Annotated in this window: 15 protein-coding genes and 1 pseudogene; 4 read left to right on the top strand and 12 right to left on the bottom strand. The window is 72.8% G+C overall.

Translation table 11 applies throughout. The features are described 5' to 3' along the window. The first annotated feature begins 11 nt into the window (after positions 1-11). Positions 12-1,175, top strand: a complete 1,164-nt coding sequence (locus tag IE263_RS30230; protein ID WP_189941013.1) for a substrate-binding domain-containing protein — start codon at positions 12-14, stop codon at positions 1,173-1,175. Positions 1,176-1,185: 10 nt separating this feature from the next. Here the strand turns inward: IE263_RS30230 and IE263_RS30225 are convergent, their stop codons facing one another. The 8 genes and pseudogenes from IE263_RS30225 to IE263_RS30195 all read right to left on the bottom strand — a co-directional run bounded on the left by IE263_RS30225 (position 1,186) and on the right by IE263_RS30195 (position 10,711). Continuing rightward, positions 1,186-3,762, bottom strand: a complete 2,577-nt coding sequence (locus IE263_RS30225) for a SpoIIE family protein phosphatase (RefSeq protein WP_229911246.1) — start codon at positions 3,760-3,762, stop codon at positions 1,186-1,188. A gap of 766 nt (positions 3,763-4,528) precedes the next feature. Next, positions 4,529-4,750: a hypothetical protein gene (locus IE263_RS30220; protein ID WP_189941012.1), complete on the bottom strand. Its 222-nt coding sequence runs from the start codon at positions 4,748-4,750 to the stop codon at positions 4,529-4,531. A 181-nt stretch (positions 4,751-4,931) separates the two neighbouring features. After that, positions 4,932-5,420, bottom strand: a pseudogene (locus IE263_RS48865) (GtrA domain-containing protein); the annotation flags it as partial. A gap of 99 nt (positions 5,421-5,519) precedes the next feature. Next, positions 5,520-6,257, bottom strand: coding sequence for an ABC transporter permease subunit (locus tag IE263_RS30215; RefSeq protein WP_229911245.1), 738 nt, complete (start codon positions 6,255-6,257; stop codon positions 5,520-5,522). A gap of 70 nt (positions 6,258-6,327) precedes the next feature. Beyond that, positions 6,328-7,287: a PDR/VanB family oxidoreductase gene (locus tag IE263_RS30210; RefSeq protein WP_189941011.1), complete on the bottom strand. Its 960-nt coding sequence runs from the start codon at positions 7,285-7,287 to the stop codon at positions 6,328-6,330. Positions 7,288-7,306: 19 nt separating this feature from the next. Further along, on the bottom strand, positions 7,307-8,503 hold the full coding sequence (locus tag IE263_RS30205; protein ID WP_189941010.1) for an acetyl-CoA C-acyltransferase: 1,197 nt from the start codon (positions 8,501-8,503) through the stop codon (positions 7,307-7,309). Between the two features lie 30 nt (positions 8,504-8,533). Continuing rightward, on the bottom strand, positions 8,534-9,142 hold the full coding sequence (locus IE263_RS30200) for a histidine phosphatase family protein (protein ID WP_189941009.1): 609 nt from the start codon (positions 9,140-9,142) through the stop codon (positions 8,534-8,536). Positions 9,143-9,172: 30 nt separating this feature from the next. Further along, a complete protein-coding gene (locus IE263_RS30195) occupies positions 9,173-10,711 on the bottom strand; it encodes an AMP-binding protein (RefSeq protein WP_189941008.1) in 1,539 nt (512 codons plus the stop codon). A 204-nt stretch (positions 10,712-10,915) separates the two neighbouring features. Here IE263_RS30195 and IE263_RS30190 point away from each other — a divergent pair, with 204 nt between their 5' ends. The 3 genes from IE263_RS30190 (at position 10,916) to IE263_RS30180 (ending at position 13,939) form a co-directional block, all read left to right on the top strand. Beyond that, positions 10,916-12,154 (top strand): acyl-CoA dehydrogenase family protein, encoded by a 1,239-nt coding sequence (locus IE263_RS30190; RefSeq protein WP_189941007.1) that lies wholly within the window; start codon positions 10,916-10,918, stop codon positions 12,152-12,154. Positions 12,155-12,268: 114 nt separating this feature from the next. Further along, positions 12,269-13,036, top strand: coding sequence for an SDR family NAD(P)-dependent oxidoreductase (locus IE263_RS30185; RefSeq protein ID WP_189941006.1), 768 nt, complete (start codon positions 12,269-12,271; stop codon positions 13,034-13,036). A 3-nt stretch (positions 13,037-13,039) separates the two neighbouring features. Further along, positions 13,040-13,939: a ThuA domain-containing protein gene (locus IE263_RS30180; protein WP_189941005.1), complete on the top strand. Its 900-nt coding sequence runs from the start codon at positions 13,040-13,042 to the stop codon at positions 13,937-13,939. Positions 13,940-14,016: 77 nt separating this feature from the next. Here IE263_RS30180 and IE263_RS30175 read toward each other — a convergent pair whose 3' ends face one another. From IE263_RS30175 to IE263_RS30160, 4 genes are read right to left on the bottom strand one after another with little or no spacing between them, the layout of a single operon-like run. Next, the gene (locus IE263_RS30175; protein WP_189941004.1) at positions 14,017-15,060 is read right to left on the bottom strand and encodes an NAD(P)-dependent alcohol dehydrogenase; all 1,044 of its coding nucleotides are present in this window, start codon (positions 15,058-15,060) and stop codon (positions 14,017-14,019) included. After that, positions 15,057-16,193, bottom strand: coding sequence for an ABC transporter permease (locus IE263_RS30170; protein WP_189941003.1), 1,137 nt, complete (start codon positions 16,191-16,193; stop codon positions 15,057-15,059). The genes IE263_RS30175 and IE263_RS30170 overlap by 4 nt, the downstream gene beginning before the upstream one ends. Then, entirely contained in the window at positions 16,190-17,710 is a 1,521-nt protein-coding gene (locus tag IE263_RS30165) for a sugar ABC transporter ATP-binding protein (RefSeq protein WP_189941002.1), read from the bottom strand. Before IE263_RS30165 ends, IE263_RS30170 begins: the two co-directional genes overlap by 4 nt. Next, complete coding sequence (locus tag IE263_RS30160) at positions 17,707-18,849, bottom strand: sugar ABC transporter substrate-binding protein (protein WP_189941001.1); 1,143 nt, start codon at positions 18,847-18,849, stop codon at positions 17,707-17,709. Before IE263_RS30160 ends, IE263_RS30165 begins: the two co-directional genes overlap by 4 nt. Between the last annotated feature and the right edge of the window lie 261 nt (positions 18,850-19,110).

Below are 19,110 nucleotides of genomic sequence, written 5' to 3'. Positions count from 1 at the left end.
AAGGAGTTCCCGTGCACGGCAACCGCAGGGCCACGCCCGGCGTCTCCACGGTTCGGCTCGGCTCCTGCGCCCTGCTGGCAACGGCAACCGTCCTTGTCGGCTGCGAACGCGGCTCGGCGGGCGACCCGGGGGAGTCGGCCACAGGCCCGAGCGGCTGCCCCGCCGTCCATGCCAGGGCCCAGGCCGCCGTCACACAGGCGGAGGAAACCGACCTGCCCTGGGGCGGACCGACCAGCGGCCCCGCCGCGGTGTCCGGCAGGACCATCGTCTACGTCGCCCAGACCATGACCAATCCCGGAGTCGCGGGCGCCGCGAACGGGGTGCGGCAGGCCGCGCGGGTCATCGGCTGGAACGTCCGGGTGATCGACGGCGGAGGAACGCCCGCCGGCATCCAGGCGGCGATGAGCGAGGCCGTGGCCCTCAAGCCCGCGGGCATCGTCATCGGCGGGTTCGACCCCAACTCGACCTCGCGCCAGGTCTCGCGGGCCAACGCGGCAGGCATCCCGCTCGTCGGCTGGCACGCGGTCGCCGCTCCCGGCCCCAGCCGACGGCCCGAGCTCTTCACCAACGTCACCACCCGCGTCGAGGACGTGGCCCGCATCAGCGCGCAGTGGATCATCTCGCACTCCAACGGCCGGGCCGGGGTCGTGCTCATCACCGACGCCTCGATCCCCTTCGCCAGGAACAAGTCCGAGCTGATCAGGAAGGAGCTCGCCACCTGCCCGGGCGTGAAGCTGCTCGCGTACGAGAACATCCCGATCCCGGACGCGAGCAGCCGCACCCCGCGGGAGATCTCCTCGCTCCTCTCCCGGTTCCGGAGCAGGTGGACCCACTCCGTCGCCATCAACGACCTGTACTTCGCCGACGCCGCCCCCGCCTTCCGCGCGGCCGGCGAGAAAGGCTCGGGCCCGCCCTTCAACATCGGCGCCGGCGACGGCGACCCCTCCGCCTTCCAGCGCATCAACAGCAGGCAGTACCAGGCCGCCACCGTGCCCGAGCCGCTGTCCCTGCAGGGCTGGCAGATCGTCGACGAGTTCAACCGCGCCTTCTCCGGCCGCCCCGCCAGCGGGTACACGGCCCCGGTCCACATCGCCACGGCCGACAACAGCGACGGTGTCACGACGTGGGATCCGTCCGGCTACCGGGAGGCGTACCGGAAGATCTGGGGCAAGTGACCGCGGCGTCTCAGGCCTGGTCGGCGTGATCCGCCCGGCGGTCGGTCCGCGCGGCTGTGCGCGGCGGCGGGGCGTACTCGCTGAGCAGGAGCGCGATGTCGTCCGCGCGGTCGGCGGACTCGCGGGCATCCTGTAGCAGCCCGTCGGCCAGATTCTCCAGACGACCCCCGCCCCTGCGGGCCAGGGAGGCCCGGAGCCGCTCGATTCCGGAAGCGATGTCCGAGCCGCGCCTCTCGACCAGCCCGTCCGTGTACAGGGCCAGGATCGAGCCGGGCTCGAGACGCAGCGCGAACTCCGGATAGTCGGCCGCTGCCTCGACGCCCAGCACCGGGCCACCGGGCGCGTCCAGGGTCTTGGTCTGCCCGTCGGGCAGACGCAACAGCGGCGGGCAGTGGCCCGCGCGGACGATGCGCACCACCCCGGAACGGCGGTGGAAGCAGGCGTAGCAGCAGCTGGCGAGCAACGTGGGGTCGAGGTCCAGATGGAGCCGGTTGGTGCCGGCGACGACGGCGCTCGGCCGGTGACCCGCGGCGACGAAGGCCCGCATCGCGCTCCGCAGCTGGCCCATGGCGGCTGCGGCGGCCACGTTGTGCCCCTCGACGTCCCCGACGATCAGCGAGACCTCGTCGCCGGTGGGGATGACGTCGTACCAGTCGCCGCCGATCTCCATGCCCCGGGTGCCCGGAAGATAGCGTCCGGTGACGCGGAGGTCCGGCAGCGTGGGCAGCCGGCGCGGCAGCAGCGCGTCCTGGAGGCCGCGGGCGAGGGCGAATTCCGCGTCGTAGAGCCTGGCGCGCTCGAGGGCCTGGGCGATCAGACCGCCCAGCGCGGTGAGGAGTCCGCGCTCCTCGTCGGGGAACCGATGGACGTCGTCGAAGCCGAGCATGCAGGCGCCGACCGGGCGGTTGGCGGCGATCAACGGCAGGAACGCCCACGAGCTGGACCTGCCGACCGGGATCCCGGGGTACATCTCCAGCAACTGCCGCGGTGACTCGACGAACAGCGGGGCGCCGGCGGCCAGCGCGTCGGTCACGGGCAGCCGGGCATGCAGCGGGGTGCCTGCGAACCGGGCGAGAAAACGCTTCGAGTAGCCGCGCTGTGCGAACAGGTGCAGGCACCGCTCCTCCACCACGCCGATCGCCAGCCGCTGGCCACCGAAAGCGGGCAGCAGCTGCTCGGCGACGACATCGCACACCTCGTGCGCGGTGACCGCCCCGGTGAGGGCGCTGCTCACCTGGAGCACGCGGTAGAGGACCCCCAGACGCGGGGCCGCGGGTGGCGGCGACAGGGAGACGGGCGGCCCCTCCTGCGCCACGGGCGCCCCGGGTCCGGTGCCGGCCGGCACCGGCTGCCGCACGAGCGCCGCCCAGCCGGTCATGCCCTGCGTGCCGGGGTGGAGCGAGAAGACGAGCCACTCGTCGGGCGGTCGGCGGACCAGGAAGGAGACCGGTTGCTGGGAGACCACGGCGGCCCGGTAGCGGTCCTCGTAGACGGGATCGGCCAGCCAGGGGAGGACGTCCCAGGGGCGCCGTCCGAGCAGTTCGTCCTGGCGGGCCCGCAGCAGATTCTCCAGGCTGTGGTTGGCGTAGGTGACGCGTCCGTCCGGAGCGAGTGCGAAGAAGCCGTCCGCGAGTCGCTCGATCGCCGCCACGGCGGCCATGCCGCTCCCCGCGTCGAGTACGGCGCCGACCAGATGGGACGACGCCTGCCGGTCGCCCGGGTTCTCGGGAACCCGGCCCCACAGCTCGACCGTGTGGTGCCCCCCGACGCCGTCCCGGAGGCGCAGACAGTGCGCGAGCACATGGCCTTCCTCGACCGCGGCACGGGCGGCGGACCGGAAGCCCGGCAGGTCCGCCGGCTCGATCCGGGCCGCCAGGGTGGCCGCCCGTCCGTCGAACTCGCTGGGCGGAATCTCGAAGATCGCGCACAGCTCGTCGTCGGCCGTCAGGGCTCCGGTGGCGAGGTCCCAGTCGAACAGGCCCACCCGCGTCACCGGAGCGGACGGCACCGTGACCACCACCGGAGTCGTTCGCTCGCCGTACTCTCCGAGCGTCCGGCGGGCGCTCAGGCCGGCAAGGGCGGTGCCCAGACGGTCCGCCGCGGAGCGCAGTTGCCGGCGCTGCGTCCTCGACAGCCCTGACCCGTCAGGCCTCGGTGCCCACAGCACGGCCATCGCCCCGAAGGTCCGCGCGCCTGCTCTCACGGGCACGGAGGCAGAGCCGAACGGGTAGGGCACGGCGACCGAGAGCTGGGGGAAGCGCCGCATGGTCTCCTGCGCATCGGCCAGGTGGACGGTGCGCCCGGAGCGGTACGCCTCCGCCACCGGGATACGGCTGTGCACCGGGATCCGCTGCCATCCGCCGACCAGGGAGGGCGGCGACCCGCACACCGCGGCCAGCACGAGAGCGCGATGGTCGCCGGAGAGCAGGAACACGCTTGCGGCATGGGCTCCGGTCGTCTCCACGGCGCTGATGACGGCACTGACCAGTGCGTCGTCGCGCTCGGCCGCTTCGCCGACACTCGCGGCGCCGAAGGGGTACGAGTTCGATGCCACTCCGCTGGCCGACACTTTGGCCTCGATCACCATGGAGAATTTTCTCCATTTTAGGGCGGTTTGCGGCTCATCGCGGGTGGGTGGCAGGGGGCGGGCCGATGGTCCGGCCACCGCCGCTGCCGGCTGCCGAACGCGCCGGGCGACTGCCGCTCGAAGTCCGCCGTTCATGACGGCGCCATGGGTGGGACCGGGCCGCTTCGTCGACCTGCCGGCTGCCGGCGCCGTCGATCGCCTGGCTGAGGCTCCCGGCCGCGGGGATCGGATCGGGCATCTCTTGCTTCTCCTGACGGATTTCTTCCCTTGCCCCGTAGGGCCGGGGCAGCGGATCATCCGCCACCGTGGCGGGCTGGTCGCCCGCGCAGATCGGTCTCATGGTCATCGCCGGCTCACCCGATCCGCACGGGGATGCCACCAGGCCGAGAGGCGTGCACTGCCGGAGCCGGCTGGCTCCGGCCGGCTCCGCGGCGACGAAACGTCTTCCAGGCCGCACGTACGGCGGTCCGGTGTCCGGCGCCGTCGAGATCGCCGGGTTCTGCGAGGTCAGGGTCGACCGAGTAGTCGTCGAGGATCGTGACCTCGGTGAATGACGGCACCGTAGATCAGGACGCGTGAGAGGGGAGGGACGCTTCTAGTGAAGATGCGCTCGGGCCGACAGGGCTCGACGTCCTCGGCCAGAACGGCAAGCCGGTCCGCGTCACCATGGGCTCCTACGGCATCGGCGTCTCCCGCGCGGTCGCGGCGCTCGCCGAGCAGACCGCCGACGCACGGGAGTCGCCAGGTTCCGTTGTCGTCCCTCGCGTCACACCTCATGCGGAGCGAAGAGTTCCAAGTGGCCGCAGGCGCGGCAGCGGTGGGCGTCTATCTGGAAGCGGGGCCGGCCCCAGCGCTTGGCTCCCCCCAGGACCCCTCGCTGCAAGGGCCCGGGGATCCACCGCGCGTATCCCCGGGAGTTCTCGCCGGCGTCCTCGACGAACCCCGGTTCCAGGTCGAAGCCCTGGCATTGCGAGCATCTGATCTCCATACCCGCACTGTAGGAGGGACGCGGGCAGTCGACACGCATCTTGCCGGAGGGCGTTCACGATCCGCCGGTCCGCCCAACCGCCGGCGGTGGCAAGCTCGTCGGGCTCGTGCTCGGTCTCGCCGACGATCGACGTCCCCCGCGTCGCGGCCGTGCTGTCCGGGCCCGGCCCGGTCATGTTCCGTCCGCCGACCGCGAAGACGAACAGACGGAGTATCAGGAACCGGCCCGTGCCCGCCAGAGCGGAGGCGCCGAGGTAGACGACCTGTTCCGTGAACAGGTCGGGGGACGACCGGACTGTGTGGAGGACGGCCATCGCGGCGCAGGTCACCACGTAGGCGGCCGTGGCCGAGCCGGCGGACTGCAGGTGCTCGCGCAGGCCGGGGCGGCGGCCGGTGCCGAAGGTGACGAGGGCGTGGAGTTCGGTGCACAGGAGGGTGGAGACGACGGTGACGACCGCGTTCGCCAGAGCCCAGGGCATCAGGGTGGCCAGGAGTGGTACGGCGGCGCCTGCCAGGAGTCCGACTCCGCCGCCGCAGACCACGAACCGGACGAACGAGGCGACAGGGCCCGGCGTGGACGGAGTCGGACCGGCGGTCTCCGCCCGCGTCGCGCCGTCCTTGCTGCGCGTCTCGCGCGTCGGCTGCGGCTTCGACGTGGACGGCGACTCCATCGCGGTTTCCCTCCGGGCGGGGCTCGGACCTCTGGCGGACTCAGTGGATCCCGGCCCGGCTTCAGTCGGGTTTCATCCCGCCCTCAACGAGGCTTCGGATCAGCTGGGTTGAACGATGCCGTGGTCCGCTCGCGGGAACGAGGGAGCGGGCCACCGAACCGGAGGTAGGGCTGGCTCCACCATGAGGGTGGGGTTACTGGTGGCGCCGGTGGACGCCGGCGACGGCGAGCGAGGTCGCGACACACGCCCACACCGCGTGGACGGTCCGGGCTCCGGCGGTGGTCCATGGGAAGGCGACCGGGGAGTAGGGGACGTCGACGAGTCGCAGCCACGCGCGTAGGGCAGGGTGTGTCCGACGACCGCCGACCAGTGGCGGTTGTCGGTGAGTACCAGAGGCACGACGAGGATGACCACCGCTGAGATGACCATCGTCGCGGCGGTGTGCCGTAGGACGGTGCCCAGCGCGAGTCCGGTGAGCGCGCACACCGGCGCGAGGAGGGCGGAGGCCACCCCGACGCGCCAGGTGCCCGGGTCGCCGATCGGGACGCCGACGCCCCGACGATCGAGGATGGCCTGCGTCAGCGTGAACGAGATGCCCGCGACCGCGCCGAAGGCGGTGGTGACCACGGCGACGACGACCGCCTTGGCCGCCATCACCGAGTGGCGGGCCGGGACCGCCGCGAACGTCGTCCGGATGGTGCCCGCGCCGTACTCCCCGACGATCACGAGGGCGCCGATGGCACCGAGGGCGAGGGCCATGATCAGGGCTGCGTTCGTGGTGAACGCCTCCTGCAGCGGAATCCCGTCGCGGACGAAGGCCGCCCGGTCCGGCGCCACCTGCTCCGACCAGTGATCCTCGCCTACGAGGCAGGCCTGGTGGCACCGTCCGGCTGACCGCTGCTCGCCGTCACAGGTCGAGGACCAGGCGGGGTCCGCACGAGCGGGAGACGCAGATGAGCATGGTGTCGCCGGCGGCCCGCTCGTCCTCGGTGAGCAGGGAGTCGCGGTGGTCGGGCCTGCCGTCGAGGACGTCGGTCTCGCAGGTGCCGCATGTGCCTTCCCGGCAGGAGAAGTCCACCGCGACGCCGGCCTCCTCCACGGCTTCGAGCACCGAGCGGTCCGGCGGCACGGTGACGGTGAGCCCGGCGCGGGCGAGCACCACCTCGAAGGCCTCGCCCGGGTCGGCCCCCGCGGTCTCCACCGGGGCGAACCGCTCGACGCCAAGGGTGCCGGGCGGCCAGTCCGCGCACCGCTCCTGCACCGCTCGCAGCAGGGGTTCGGGTCCGCAGGCGTGCACCAGGGCGCCTTCCTCGGGGGCGCCGAGGAAGGCGGGCAGGTCCAGCAGGCCGTACTCGTCCTGCGGGCGCAGGAGCACGCGGTCCCCGTGCGGTGCGAGACGGTCCAGGAACGCCATGGAGGTGCGGGTGCGGCCGCCGTACAGCAGGCTCCAGTCGGCCCCCGCGGCGTCGGCGGCCTCGACCATGGGGAGGATGGGCGTGATACCGACGCCGCCGGCGATGAACAGGTGGCGTGCGGCGGGCCGCAGGGGAAAGTTGTTGCGCGGTCCGCGGACCCGCACGGTGGTGCCTTCGCGCAGGCGGTCGTGGACGTACGCGGAGCCGCCGCGGCTCTGCGGCGCGCGGAGCACGGCGATCTGCCAGATGTCCCGTTCGGCGGGGTTCCCGCACAGCGAGTACTGACGGATCAGGCCGTCGTCCAGGAGTACGTCGACATGGGCGCCCGGCGTCCAGGAGGGGAGCGTCCCGCCGTCGGGACGGCGCAGGGTGAGGGAGACGACACCGTCGGCGGCGGGGGTGCGGGTCGCGACGACGAGGGTCGTCCCGTCCGTGGGCAGCTGGTCGGTCATGGTGGATCGGCTCCCGGTCTCAGGCCTGCGGCGGTACATGCAGCAACAGCGCGTCGCCCTGGCCGCCGCCCCCGCACAGGGCGGCCGCTCCGCTGCCGCCTCCGCGGCGGCGCAGTTCCGCCGCGAGGGTCAGTACCAGACGGGCACCGGTCATGCCGACGGGGTGGCCCAGCGCGATCGCGCCGCCGTTGACGTTCACCTTCTCCAGGGGGATGTCCAGGTCCCGTACGGAGGCCAGGGCCACTCCGGCGAACGCCTCGTTGATCTCGAACAGGTCCAGGTCGGCGGCCTTCAGGCGGCCGTCCCGGGACAGGGCGTCACGGATCGCGCCGGCCGGCTGGACGAGCAGGGACGGGTCGGGGCCCGCGACCGTGCCGTACGCGCCGATCTCGGCGAGCGGGGTCAGATCCTCCCGCCGGGCGCGCTCCGCGCTCATCACGACGACGGCCGCGGCGCCGTCGGACAGCTGGGAGGAGTTGCCCGCGGTGATGGTGCCCCCGCCTTCACCGGAGAAGGCCGGGCGCAGGCGTCCCAGACTCTCCGCCGTGCTTCCGGGCCGTACGCCCTCGTCCCTGTCCACCACCGTCTCCTCCCGGCGTCCGGCCACCGTGACCGGGGCGATCTCCTCGGCGAGCACGCCGGACTCCTGGGCGCGGGAGGCCCGTCGGTGCGAGAGCGCGCCGTACTCGTCCTGTTCCTCGCGGGTCAGGGCGTACGGCCGCTGGTAGCGCTCGGTGGCCGCGCCCATGGAGATGCCGTCGAAGGCGCAGACGAGGGCGTCGCGGTCGAGGGCGTCCTCGACGGCGGTCGCACCGTACGGCCGGCCGAACCGTGCTTCGCGCAGCAGGTGCGGGGCGCCCGACATGGACTCCATGCCGCCCGCGACGACGACCTCGTGGCGCCCGGAGGCGATCATGAGGTCGGCCAGGGCGATGGCGTGCAGACCGGACAGGCAGAGCTTGTTGACGGTGCTCGCGGGGACGCCGAACGGAATGCCGGCGCGGATCGCGGCCTGCCGGGCCGCATTGGGACCGGCCCCCGCCTGGACGACATGGCCCATGACCACGGCTTCCACGGCGGCCGGGTCCAGACGCGCGGCGGACAGGGCCGCACCGATGGCATGGGCGCCGAGGTCGACGGCGGACACGGTGCTCAGAGCTCCCATCAGTTTGCCGATGGGTGTTCTGGCTCCGGCGACGATGACGGATCCGGGCATGGCCGGGACCTCCTGGGGAGTGGAGCGGGTTCAGGCGACCGGGTCGACGGCACGGTCGGCGATCATGTGGGCCGTCTCGTTCACCGAGTGCAGGACGATCCGGCCGCCCGGCATGCGCCGCACCCGGCTGACCGAGGTGTAGCCGGGATGGAACCAGAACATCGTGGGCAGGCCGAGCACCGTCGCCAGAAAGGTGTTGGTGATGCCGCCGTGGCACACGGCCGCGACCCGCCCGCCGCCGGCATGGGCGTCGAGGATCGTGTCCATGGCCCGAACGGCACGTGCCCGGAAGGCGTCCCGGTCCAGATCGGGCACGAAGTCCTCGTACCGCCCCTCGGCGAGCGCCGCCGCCCGCGGATCGTCGGCGCCGATCTGCTCCGGTGGTGTGTAGGGATGCGAGACGTCGGTGTCCCACTCGCGCAGGTCGTCCAGCACGGTCGCGGTCATGCCGGTGAGCCGTTCCAGCGGCGCCACCGTCTCCCGCGCCCGCCGGAACGGGCTGGTGTACAGGGCGTCGACGTCCTCGTGCACGAGCCAGGCGGCGAGGCGTTCGGCCTGGGCGGTGCCCTCCGGCGACAGCCCTGGGTCGAACACGCCCGCCAGGGGGAGGCCGTGCCGGATGAGGAGGAGTTCGGTCATGGGGATCCTTACCTGGTGCGTGGGCCCGGCTCAGCCGGCGATGGTCCGCTCGGAGCGCCAGTAGGGGCGCCGCATCGCGCGTTTGTCGAGCTTGCCCATGGCGTTGCGCACGAGCTCCGGGACGAACTCGTACGACTTGGGGCACTTGTAGGCGGCCAGCCGGTCGCGGCAGTACCGGTCCAGCTCCTGCGCCGACGGCTCGTCCCCGGCGGCCACGACCAGGGCCCGCAGCGCCTCGCCGAAGTCGGGGTCGGGCACGCCGATGACCGCGACCTCCGCGACGATCGGGTGCCCGCGCAACACCGCCTCGCTCTCCGCCGGGTACAGATTGACCCCGCCGGAGACCACGACGTCCGCGGCCCGGTCGGTGATGAAGATGTAGCCGTCCGCGTCGACGTAGCCGATGTCGCCGAGGGTGAAGACGCCCGGCGAGAGATAGGCGGCCTTCGTCTTGTCCGGGTCCGCGTGATAGCGCACGCCTCGGTCCTCGGGCGCCCGGAACGCCAGCAGTCCGCGTTCGCCCAGCGGGAGCGGCCGCCCGTCGTCATCGGTCACCAGGACCTCGAACGGGGGCTGCACACGCCCCACCGAGCCCGGATGTGCCAGCCACTCCGCGCTGCCGATGCGGGCCACGGTGCCCGCCTCGCTGGCGCCGTACGACTCGGTCAGCACCGGGCCGAACCAGTCGATCATGGCCCGCTTCACCTCCGGCGGGCACGCGGACCCCGTGTGGGAGACCTGGCGGAGGCTGGAGACGTCGTACCGGGCGCGCACCTCCTCCGGGAGGGCGAGCAGTCGTTGGAAGTGGGTGGGCACCATCACCGTGGAGGTGACCCTCCACCGGGCGACGCGGCTCAGGAACGTCTCCGGCTCGTATCTGCCGAGGACCACCACCTGCTGACCGGCCACCAGGTGCCGCAGGGAGGTCAGCGGCGCGTTGTGCTGCAGCGGGCCGCAGACCAGGTGCGGCCCCGGCGGGAAGCCGGGCCGGGCGGCCATCGCGGTGAGGTAGGCGGAGCTGCCGGCGACCGGGCCGCTCACCCAGCGCACCTCGGTGCCGCGCGCCCGGCCGGTGGTTCCCGAGGTGTAGACGAGGGGCGGCCGGGCGGGCCGGTCCCCGGGGAGGGCCCGCCCGGCCGGCGCGGCGGCCAGCCACAGGTCCCAGTCGAAGGCGTGCCCGAGCGGCGGGGTTCCGTGCATCACGACCGGCAGGCCCAGTTCGCGGGCCGCGTCGAGGGCGACCCCCGCGCCGACGGGTCCGGTGATGATCCCGGTCGCGCCCGCGTCGATGATCTGGTCGACCAGTTCGCCCGCCGTCAGGTGCCGGGAGGTCGCCACGGTCCCCACTCCGGCGCGCAGCCCGGCCAGATGGGCCACCAGGGTGGGGATCGCGTTGTCGCCGAGGACGGCGACCCGGTCGTCGGGGCCGGGCGCGAACTCCAGCAGCCGTGCGGCCGCCCGCGCCACCCGGTCGGCGAGCGCGGACCAGCTCAGCACGTCCTGGTCGTCCACCAGGGCTGGCTCGTGGGGTGTCTCCTGGGCGCGACGGTCGAGTGGCAGCAGCGACATGGCTCCTCCGGCGGCTCAGTCGGTCCTCTCCTGATGCAGGGGAGAGTCGATGCGGAGACTGTAGCGTTTATCAAGAAAGTGCGGAACACTCTGTCGGCAGTGGGAGACATCCCCGCAAGAAACAGGGGTAGTGGTGCGCGCTTCCCGTGCTTCCCGCCCATGGTTACTCAAACCGTCGTCTGGTAACTGCCTTGAGGAGGAGCCATGTCCCAGCCCGATCTGGACACATGGCGCGCGCAGGTCCGGCAGTGGCTGGCCACCGTGCTCGAGCCGGCGCGACAGCCGGAGTCCACCGGTGAGCCCGCCGACCTCGCCGTCTTCCACAACCTCCCCGAGGACGAGGAGCGTGCGCTGCTGGAACGCTGCCGTGCCCACCAACGGGCCCGCTTCGACGCCGGGTACCAGGCGCTGACGCTCCCCGAGGACGTGGGCGGCGCGGGCCTGACCGCCGCCCACGCGGCGGCCTACGCCGAGGAGGAGTCCGCCTTCGAGGTACCGCCGTCCACCGAGCTGATCAGCGTCACCGTGCGGCTGGTCGGGATGGCGGTCTCCCTGTTCGGGACGGTCGAACAGCGCGCAAACTACGCCCGGCCGTTCCTGCGCACGGACCTGCTGGCCTGCCAGCTCTTCAGCGAACCCGGCGCCGGATCCGACCTCGCCGCCCTGCGCACCCGGGCCCGGCAGGACGGCGAGCACTGGGTGATCGACGGTCAGAAGGTGTGGACCTCGGGCGCCCGGTTCGCCGACTACGGCCTGCTGCTCGCCCGCACCGACCCGGACGTCGTCAAACAGGCGGGCATCACCGCCTTCCTGGTCCCGATGGACGCCCCGGGCGTGGAGGTCCGCCCCATCCGCCAGATGAGCGGCGGCGCCTCTTTCAACGAGGTGTTCCTCAGCGGCGTACGCATCCCCGACCGGCTCCGGATCGGGCGCCCGGGCCAGGGCTGGGAGGTCGCCACCACCACCCTCGCCTTCGAACGGACCGCCTCCGGCAGCGGCAACCGGCGCAAGGGCGGCACCTTCGCGGACGTCCTCGCCCTCGCCCGCTCCCTCGGCCGCACCGGGGACCCGCTGGTCCGCCAGCGCCTCGCCGACCTGTACGTCCGTACGGAGTTGCGCGCGGCGACCGTGGACCGTGTCGCCCGCACGAGCGCGGCCGGCGGCCGACCGGGCCCGGAGGCGTCGCTGACCAAGCTCATGGCCTCCGACCTGCTCACCCGCACGGGACAGGTCGCCGCCGAGCTGCTGGGCGCCCGGATCAGCGCCGACACCGGGGAACCGGGCACCTACGCCTGGACGCAGCACCTCCTCGGCGCCCCCGGCTACCGGCTGGCCGGAGGCACCGACCAGATCCAGCGCAACCTCATCGGCGAGCGCGTACTGAAGCTGCCGCCCGAGCCACGGGTGGACCGGGTGCCGTTCTCGCAGCTCTCCGGCAACTGAGGCAGCCGCCCTCTTTTTTGGGGGTGGCTGAGGTCGCTCTTTATTGGGGGTGGCTGAGGTCGCTTCGGCAAAGACGTTCCGGCACGCACAGGCTGACACAAGGGAGTGACATCGATGGATCTGGGACTGACCGGCGCCAAGGCGCTGGTGACAGGGGCGAGCCGAGGCATCGGCCGGGCGATCGCGGGCACCCTGGCGGCGGAGGGCTGCGCCCTCGCCCTGTGCGCCCGGGGCGAGGAGGCGCTCGCCAAGGCCGCCGCCGAACTGCGCGGCGAGGGGGCGACGGTGTTCGCCGAGCCCGTCGACGTCACCGACCCCGCCGCGCTGGCGGGCTTCGTGGAGCGGGCGGCCGCCGAACTCGGCGGCCTGGACCTGCTGGTGTCCAACGTGTCGGCGGGCAATGTCAAGGGCCCCGAGTCCTGGGAGGCCAGCCTGCGCGGCGACCTGATCCCCTTCGCGGGACTCGTCGAGGCGGCCCTGCCCCATCTGGAGGCCTCCGAACGGGCCGCCGTCGTGGCCATCGGCACCACCAACGCCTCCGACACCGCCCGCCCGGCCGGCGCCAACTCCTACTCGGCGATGAAGGCGGCTGTCGTCCAGCACGCCTCCGCCCTCGCGCACGCCCTCGCCCCGAAGGGCATCCGCGTCAACACCGTCTCGCCCGGCCCGATCGACTTCCCCGGCGGCGCCTGGGAGACCATCCGCACGAGCCGCCCGGAGGTGTACGAGGAAGTCCTCGCCAAGCTGCCGATCGGCCGCTACGGCACCGCCGAGGACGTGGCCGCGGCGGTGGCCTTCCTGCTCGGGCCCCGGACCGGCGCCTTCTGCGTCGGCGTCAACCTCGTGGTGGACGGCGGGCTGCTCACCCGCGTCCAGTACTGAGCCGTGGCGGGCCCGGCCGGCCGCCTGGACGCCGTACTCGTCTGCGGTGGCAGGTGGCACGACGTCGACTTCGCGAGGCTGCGGCTGCTGGAGCTGCTCGGCGAGCATCCGCGGGTGCGCACCACGGTCCACCAGGACTACGACTGTCTCCCCGCGCTGGAGACGGCTGACCTGCTGGTCACCTACACCTGCGACGTCCGGCCCCGCCCGGCGCAACGGGCCGCGCTGTCCCGGTTCGTCGAGCGCGGCGGGCGCTGGCTCGCCCTGCACGGCACCAACGCGGTGATCGAGCCGCCGGCCAGGGGCGGGCCGCGGCTGTTCACCACCCCGCGGCTTCTCGGTGACCTGGCGGAGGTGCTCGGCAGCCAGTTCCTGGCCCACCCGCCGATCGAGCCGTACGAGGTGCGGGTGACCCGGCCGGACCATCCGCTGGTCGCGGGAATCGAGCCGTTCACGGTCATCGACGAGCTGTACGTCTGCGAGCTGCACGGGGAGCTGGAGGTGCTGCTGCACGCCGAGTACACGGGGCCGTGCCGGGGGTTCGCCGAGGGCGACACGGCGGCGGCCGACGGCGCACCGCGCCCCGTGCTCTATCTCAAGCGGCACGGGCTCGGTGAGGTGTGCTACTTCACCCTGGGGCACTGCAGGGGCCGTTACGACGTGCAGGACCTGGGGGCGGACGACACGGGACGCGTGGACCGGGGGCCCTGGGAGACGCCGGAGTTCCTGACGGTGCTCGGGCGTTGCGTGGAGCGGGTGGTGGGGGCGAGAGGGATGTCGCCCCCGCCGCCCCCACCCGTCCCGTCCCCGGGGGCTCCGCCCCCGGACCCCCGGCCTATGCCCACCCACCACCCGACTCGGTGGGATGAGGGGTCACCCGATTCCAGCCCGTCCGGCGTTTGAGGACGAGGCCCGTTCAGGGCCGAAGCGGGGGTCTGGGGGCGGAGCCCCCAGGGACGGGACGGAGACCCGCCCCCCGCTCAGCCGTGCGGCAGCACTACCGCGCGGCCGTTGATCTCCCCGGCGTGCAGACGCTCGTAGGCCTCCGGGGTCTGTTCCAGTGTGAAGGTCTCGACGTGGGAGGAGACGAGGCCCTGCCGTGCGAGTTCGAGGACCTCCATGAGCTCCGTGCGGCTGCCCCAGTAGGGGAAGGAGGCCGACACCTCGAACGGCAGCCCGCCGCCGAAGCCGACGGCCAGCGTGCCCCCACCGAGGCCGACGACGGTCACATCGCCCTCCACGGCCACCGACGCGGAGGCCACCGCGAGGGTCGCCTCGGCTCCCACGAAGTCCAGAACCACCTCCGCCCCCGTCCCGCCGGTGAGTTCCCGTACCACCCCGGACGCCTCGCCGTCGGAGAGAAGCGTCTCGTGGGCGCCGACGGTCTGGGCCAGCTCCAGCTTCTCCTTGTTCACGTCGAGGGCGACCACCCTCGCCGGGGTCAGCGCGCGCAGCAGCTGCACGGCGAGATGGCCCAGACCGCCGACGCCGATCACCACCGCCGTGCTGCCGGGCACCAGCTTCGGCAGGGACTTGCGGATCGCGTGATACGGAGTCAGCCCGGCGTCGGTGAGCGGCGCGGCCTGCACCGGGTCGAGCCCGTTCAGCGGCACCAGGTGGCGGGGCGAGTCCACCAGCATGTACTCGGCCAGGGCACCGGGTGAGCCGAGCCCCGGCGGCAGGATGCCGAGCCCGGCGGCGTGCGGACAGCAGTTCTCCTTGCCCTCGGCGCACTTGTGGCAGCGCCCGCAGCCCCAGGGGCCGTAGACCGCCACCCCGTCGCCATCCGCGAGCCCCTTGACCCCGCTGCCCACCGCCGCGACGGTGCCGACGCCCTCGTGGCCGAGTGTCATCGGCAGCGAGTAGGGGAACTGCTCCTCGGGCCAGCCCATGACCGCCAGGTCGGAGTGGCACAGCCCCGCCGCCGTCACCTTCACCAGCACCTGGCCCGGGCCCGGGTCGGGCACGGGAACCTCGACGACCTCGGGGGCGTGTCCCACCCGTCGGTACTGCACAGCCTTCATCCTCGGAACTCCTTGTCGGTAGCGGGCGCGGTGCCGCCCTCCACGGGGGCCTCGGAAGCGTTGTCCGAGGGGTTCCCCCTGCGGCGGCGCAGGACAGCGGGGAGGGCGATCCGGCCACCCGTGAGGACCAGCGCGACGATGAGGACCGCACCGGTGAAGAGGCTCGCGGCCCACGGTGCGCTGGTGGCGAGACCCAGCCCGGTGACGCCGGTGCCGAGCAGCAGGACCGCGAGCACCGTCCCCCAGGCGTTGAAACGGCCCGCGCGCAGCTGCGTCGCCCCGACGAAGGCCGCCGCGTAGGCGGACAGCAGATACGGCGTGCCGGCGGTCGGCGATCCGGAGCCCACCGCGGACGCGAACACGATCCCGGCGAAACCGGACAGCAGCGCGGAGGCCACCAGGGTCAGGAAGCGCAGCCGGTCGGTGCGCACTCCCTGCAGACGTGCCGCGTCGGCGTTGAAGCCGGTCGCGTACAACCGGCGTCCGGTGGCGGTGTGTTCGAGCAGGAACCAGATGGCCACCGTGGCGAGCAGCAGGTACAGCACGGGCAGGGTGATGCCGCCCGCGTCGAGCTGGGCGATGTGCGCGAACGGCTCGGCCAGCAGCTGCACGCCGGTGATGGAGCTGTCGTTGGTGACCATGGTGATCAGGGACTGGATCAGCGCACCGGTGGCCAGGGTGGCGATGAACGAGTCGACGCGCAGCACCACGACCACGACTCCGTTGACCACGCCGATCAGCAGCGCGGCGGTCATCGCCAGGGCGATCGCGGTGCCGGGACCGAGGCCCGCGGAGACCAGGAAGCGGGCGGTCAGCACACTGGTGAGCGACATGGTGTAGGCGACCGAGAGGTCGAAGACGCGTGCGGCCAGCGGGGGTACGACGCTGAGCGCCACCAGGCCGGCCACGGCGTTGCCGTTCAGCACCTGCCGGACCGTGGTGGTGGTCGGGAACGTCTCCGGCGCCCAGACGGAGAACAGCACGACGATGACCAGCCACACGTACACGGCGCCGACGTTGCGGAACGACAGGGCGGCCGCCGTCCGCCCGCCCCACGTGCTCAGCGCGGACGGCACGCGTCCGTCCGGTGCGGCCGGCCGGAGTTCCGCGGCTCGGGTCGGGGTGGATGTCATGTCACTGAAGTCCCTTCCATGGCGTGGACGAGCGCGGGCTCGGTGATCTCCCCGCCGCTGATCTCCCGTGCGATCCGGCCGTCCCGCACCACCAGGACGCGCGTGCACAGCGCGAGCAGGTCCTGGGTGTCGGACGAGGAGACGATGACGCCCATGCCCTCGTCGGCCTGACGTCCGATCAGGTCGTAGAGCTGGAGCCGGGTGGCGATGTCGACGCCCGCCGTGGGCTCGCACAACGCCAGCACCTCAGGCCGCTGGGCCAGACAACGGGCCATGACGACCTTCTGCTGGTTGCCTCCGCTGAGTTTGGTGATGCGGGCCCCGGGCCCGGCCGTGCGCACCCCGACCCGCTCGATCCACTCCTCGGCGAGTGCGGACTCCCGGCGTCGGCGCAGCCGTCCGGCACGGGTGCGCAACCGCTCCAGCAGGGGGAGGGTGAGGTTCTCGCCGACCGAGAAGTCGCCGATCACCCCCTCGCCCGCCCGGTCCGCGGGGACCAGGGGGAGGCCCAGCCGGCCGGCGTCGCGCACATCGACCCACCGTGCGGAGCGTTCCGGCAGCCGCAGCCTGCCGCGCACCGGCCCGGTGCGGGCCCCGCACACGGCGTACGGCACGATCTCGTGGCCGGAGCCGACCAGGCCGGTGATGCCCAGCCGTTCACCCCGGGCGAGAGCGAAGCCGACTCCGCGCAGCGGGCCCGCCCACAGGTCGCGCACCTCCAGGACGGCTTCGGCGGAACCCGGCGCGGACGCCCGCGGCCGGTGGTCGCTCTCGACCTCCTCGCCCGCCATCAGCTCCGCGAGCGAGCGCGGGGTCAGTCCGGCGACCGGACGGGTGGCGATCCGCCGTCCCCCGCGGATCACCGTCACCCGGTCCGCGAGCGCGAAGATCTCGTCCATGCGGTGGGAGACGTACAGGACTCCGGCGCCGGCGTCGCGGATCTCCCGCACGATGTCGAAGAGGCGGGACACCTCGCCGGGCGGCAGCACGGCGGTCGGCTCGTCGAGGACCAGGACCCCGTGGCGGCCCTCCCAGCCCTGCAACGCGGCGGCGATGGCCACCACAGCCCGCTGCACGGGCGAGGCACCGGACAGCGGTCGGCGCACGTCGATGCCGAGACCGAACCGCTCCACCAGGGCGGTCGTCCGCCGCTCCATCTCCGGCCAGCGGATGTTTCCGAAGGCGGTACGGGCGAAGCCACGGCTGAGCGCGAGGTTGTCCGTGGCGCTCAACTCGCCCACCAGCCCCAGTTCCTGATGGACGAAGCGGAGCCGGTCGTGCCGTGAGGCGGTGACCTGGCCCAGGTCGAACGGCTCCCCGTCCAGTTCGGCGACCGCCCCGGGGTCGGCGTGGTGGTACCCGGCGAGGATCTTGATGAGCGTGGACTTGCCGGAACCGTTGGGCCCGATCAGCGCGTGGATCTCACCCGGCGCGACCTCCAGATCGACGTCCCGCAGCGCCTGGGTCCCGCCGAACCTCTTGGACAACCCGGAGACCCGCAGCACCGGCCGGGTCAACTCAGGCCCCACAGCGCCTTGAACTGCGCCTCGTAGTCCTCGACGAGCGGGAAGTCGCCGTCGGCGGAGGGCAGGTTGTCCTTGGTGACCAGCACGTTGGGCAGCACCGCCCGCTGGTCCACCTCCATCGACTGGCCGGTGAAGTGCCGGGCGAGCGCGTCGACCTGGAGCCAGGCCAGCTCATGGGAGTTCAGCGCCATCGCGCCCTGCGTGAGGCCGCCCTCGATGTACTGGTAGTTCTGCGCGTCACCGACGTTGACGACGATGTGCTTGCCGGTGATGCCGGCGGTCTTGAGCGCGGCCGGGACGCCCACGTTGAGCAGGCCCAGGGAGAAGACGACGTGGGTCACCTTCGGGTGCGACCTGAGGTACGACACCACTCGGTCCGGCATGTCCTTGCCGACCGCGGTGATCGGCACCTCGACGGTGTCCAGCCCACAACCCGCGCACCACTCCTTGTACTTGGCCGCGAAGGACTCCTTGACGGGCTTGAGGATCGTGTAGGCCGGCAGATCGAAGTAGACCGCGTCGGCCTTTCCGTCGCCGGCCGACACCACCCACGAGGCGATCATCTCGCCCTGGATGCCGACGTCCTTCGGTCCGTTCTTCAGCAGGGAGATGCCGTCGCCCACCACGTCGTCGGCGTTCGACTGGATGACGGGGATGCCGGCCGCCTTCAGCTGCGCCAGCTGCTTTGCGTAGACGGCGCGCGGGAAGCCGGAGCCGACGACGGCGTCCGGCTTGTCGCGCACGGCTTGCTCGTAGGCGGCCTGGACGGACTCCGGCGTGCCCTGCGTGGGGATCTGCTTGACCGTCCAGCCGAGTTCCCTGGCGCCGGCCGTGAAGAAGTCGGCGAGGTCCTTGCAGGACTGGACGCCGCAGAGGATGAAGTCGATGGTCTTGCCCTGGGGGATGTCCTTGCCCACCGGCTCGGTGACGGGGATGCCGGTCGGGCGCTCCGCGTACTTCAGGGCGGCGGCCCGCGCCGCCGTCAGGCCGGGGGAGTCGTTCGCCGCCGCCGGCGACGCGTCGGCGGCCTCCGGCGAGCCGGTGCCGCACGCGGCCAGCGAGAGCAGGGCGGTGACGGAGGCGACAGCAGTGACGGCGCGGCGGACCGCGCGACCGGGTGTGGAACTCATCGTCGAGTACTCCCGTGCAGTGAAGCGGATCCGGTGCCGACCGGGCCGGGCGGCACCTCTGGGATCGAGGGATGCGTCCATCGCCGTCGTGGGGTACGGCACGCGCCGCCGGGCCGATCGGTGATCGCGCGGCGCTGTGGCCGGAACGGTCGGACTCCGCCCCGGGGCGAGAAACTTTTGAGGCACTACAGCCTCAAGTGCGTCGGAGTGTGACACGCTCCGGCAGGCTTGGGGAGGGGGAAGCTCCAACAAATTCAAGGC

It is taken from the genome of Streptomyces aurantiogriseus (assembly GCF_014649375.1).
GTDB classification, from domain to species: Bacteria; Actinomycetota; Actinomycetes; order Streptomycetales; family Streptomycetaceae; genus Streptomyces; species Streptomyces aurantiogriseus.
Note: the sequence above shows the minus strand (reverse complement) of the source record. Positions and strands in the feature narration are given on the sequence as shown.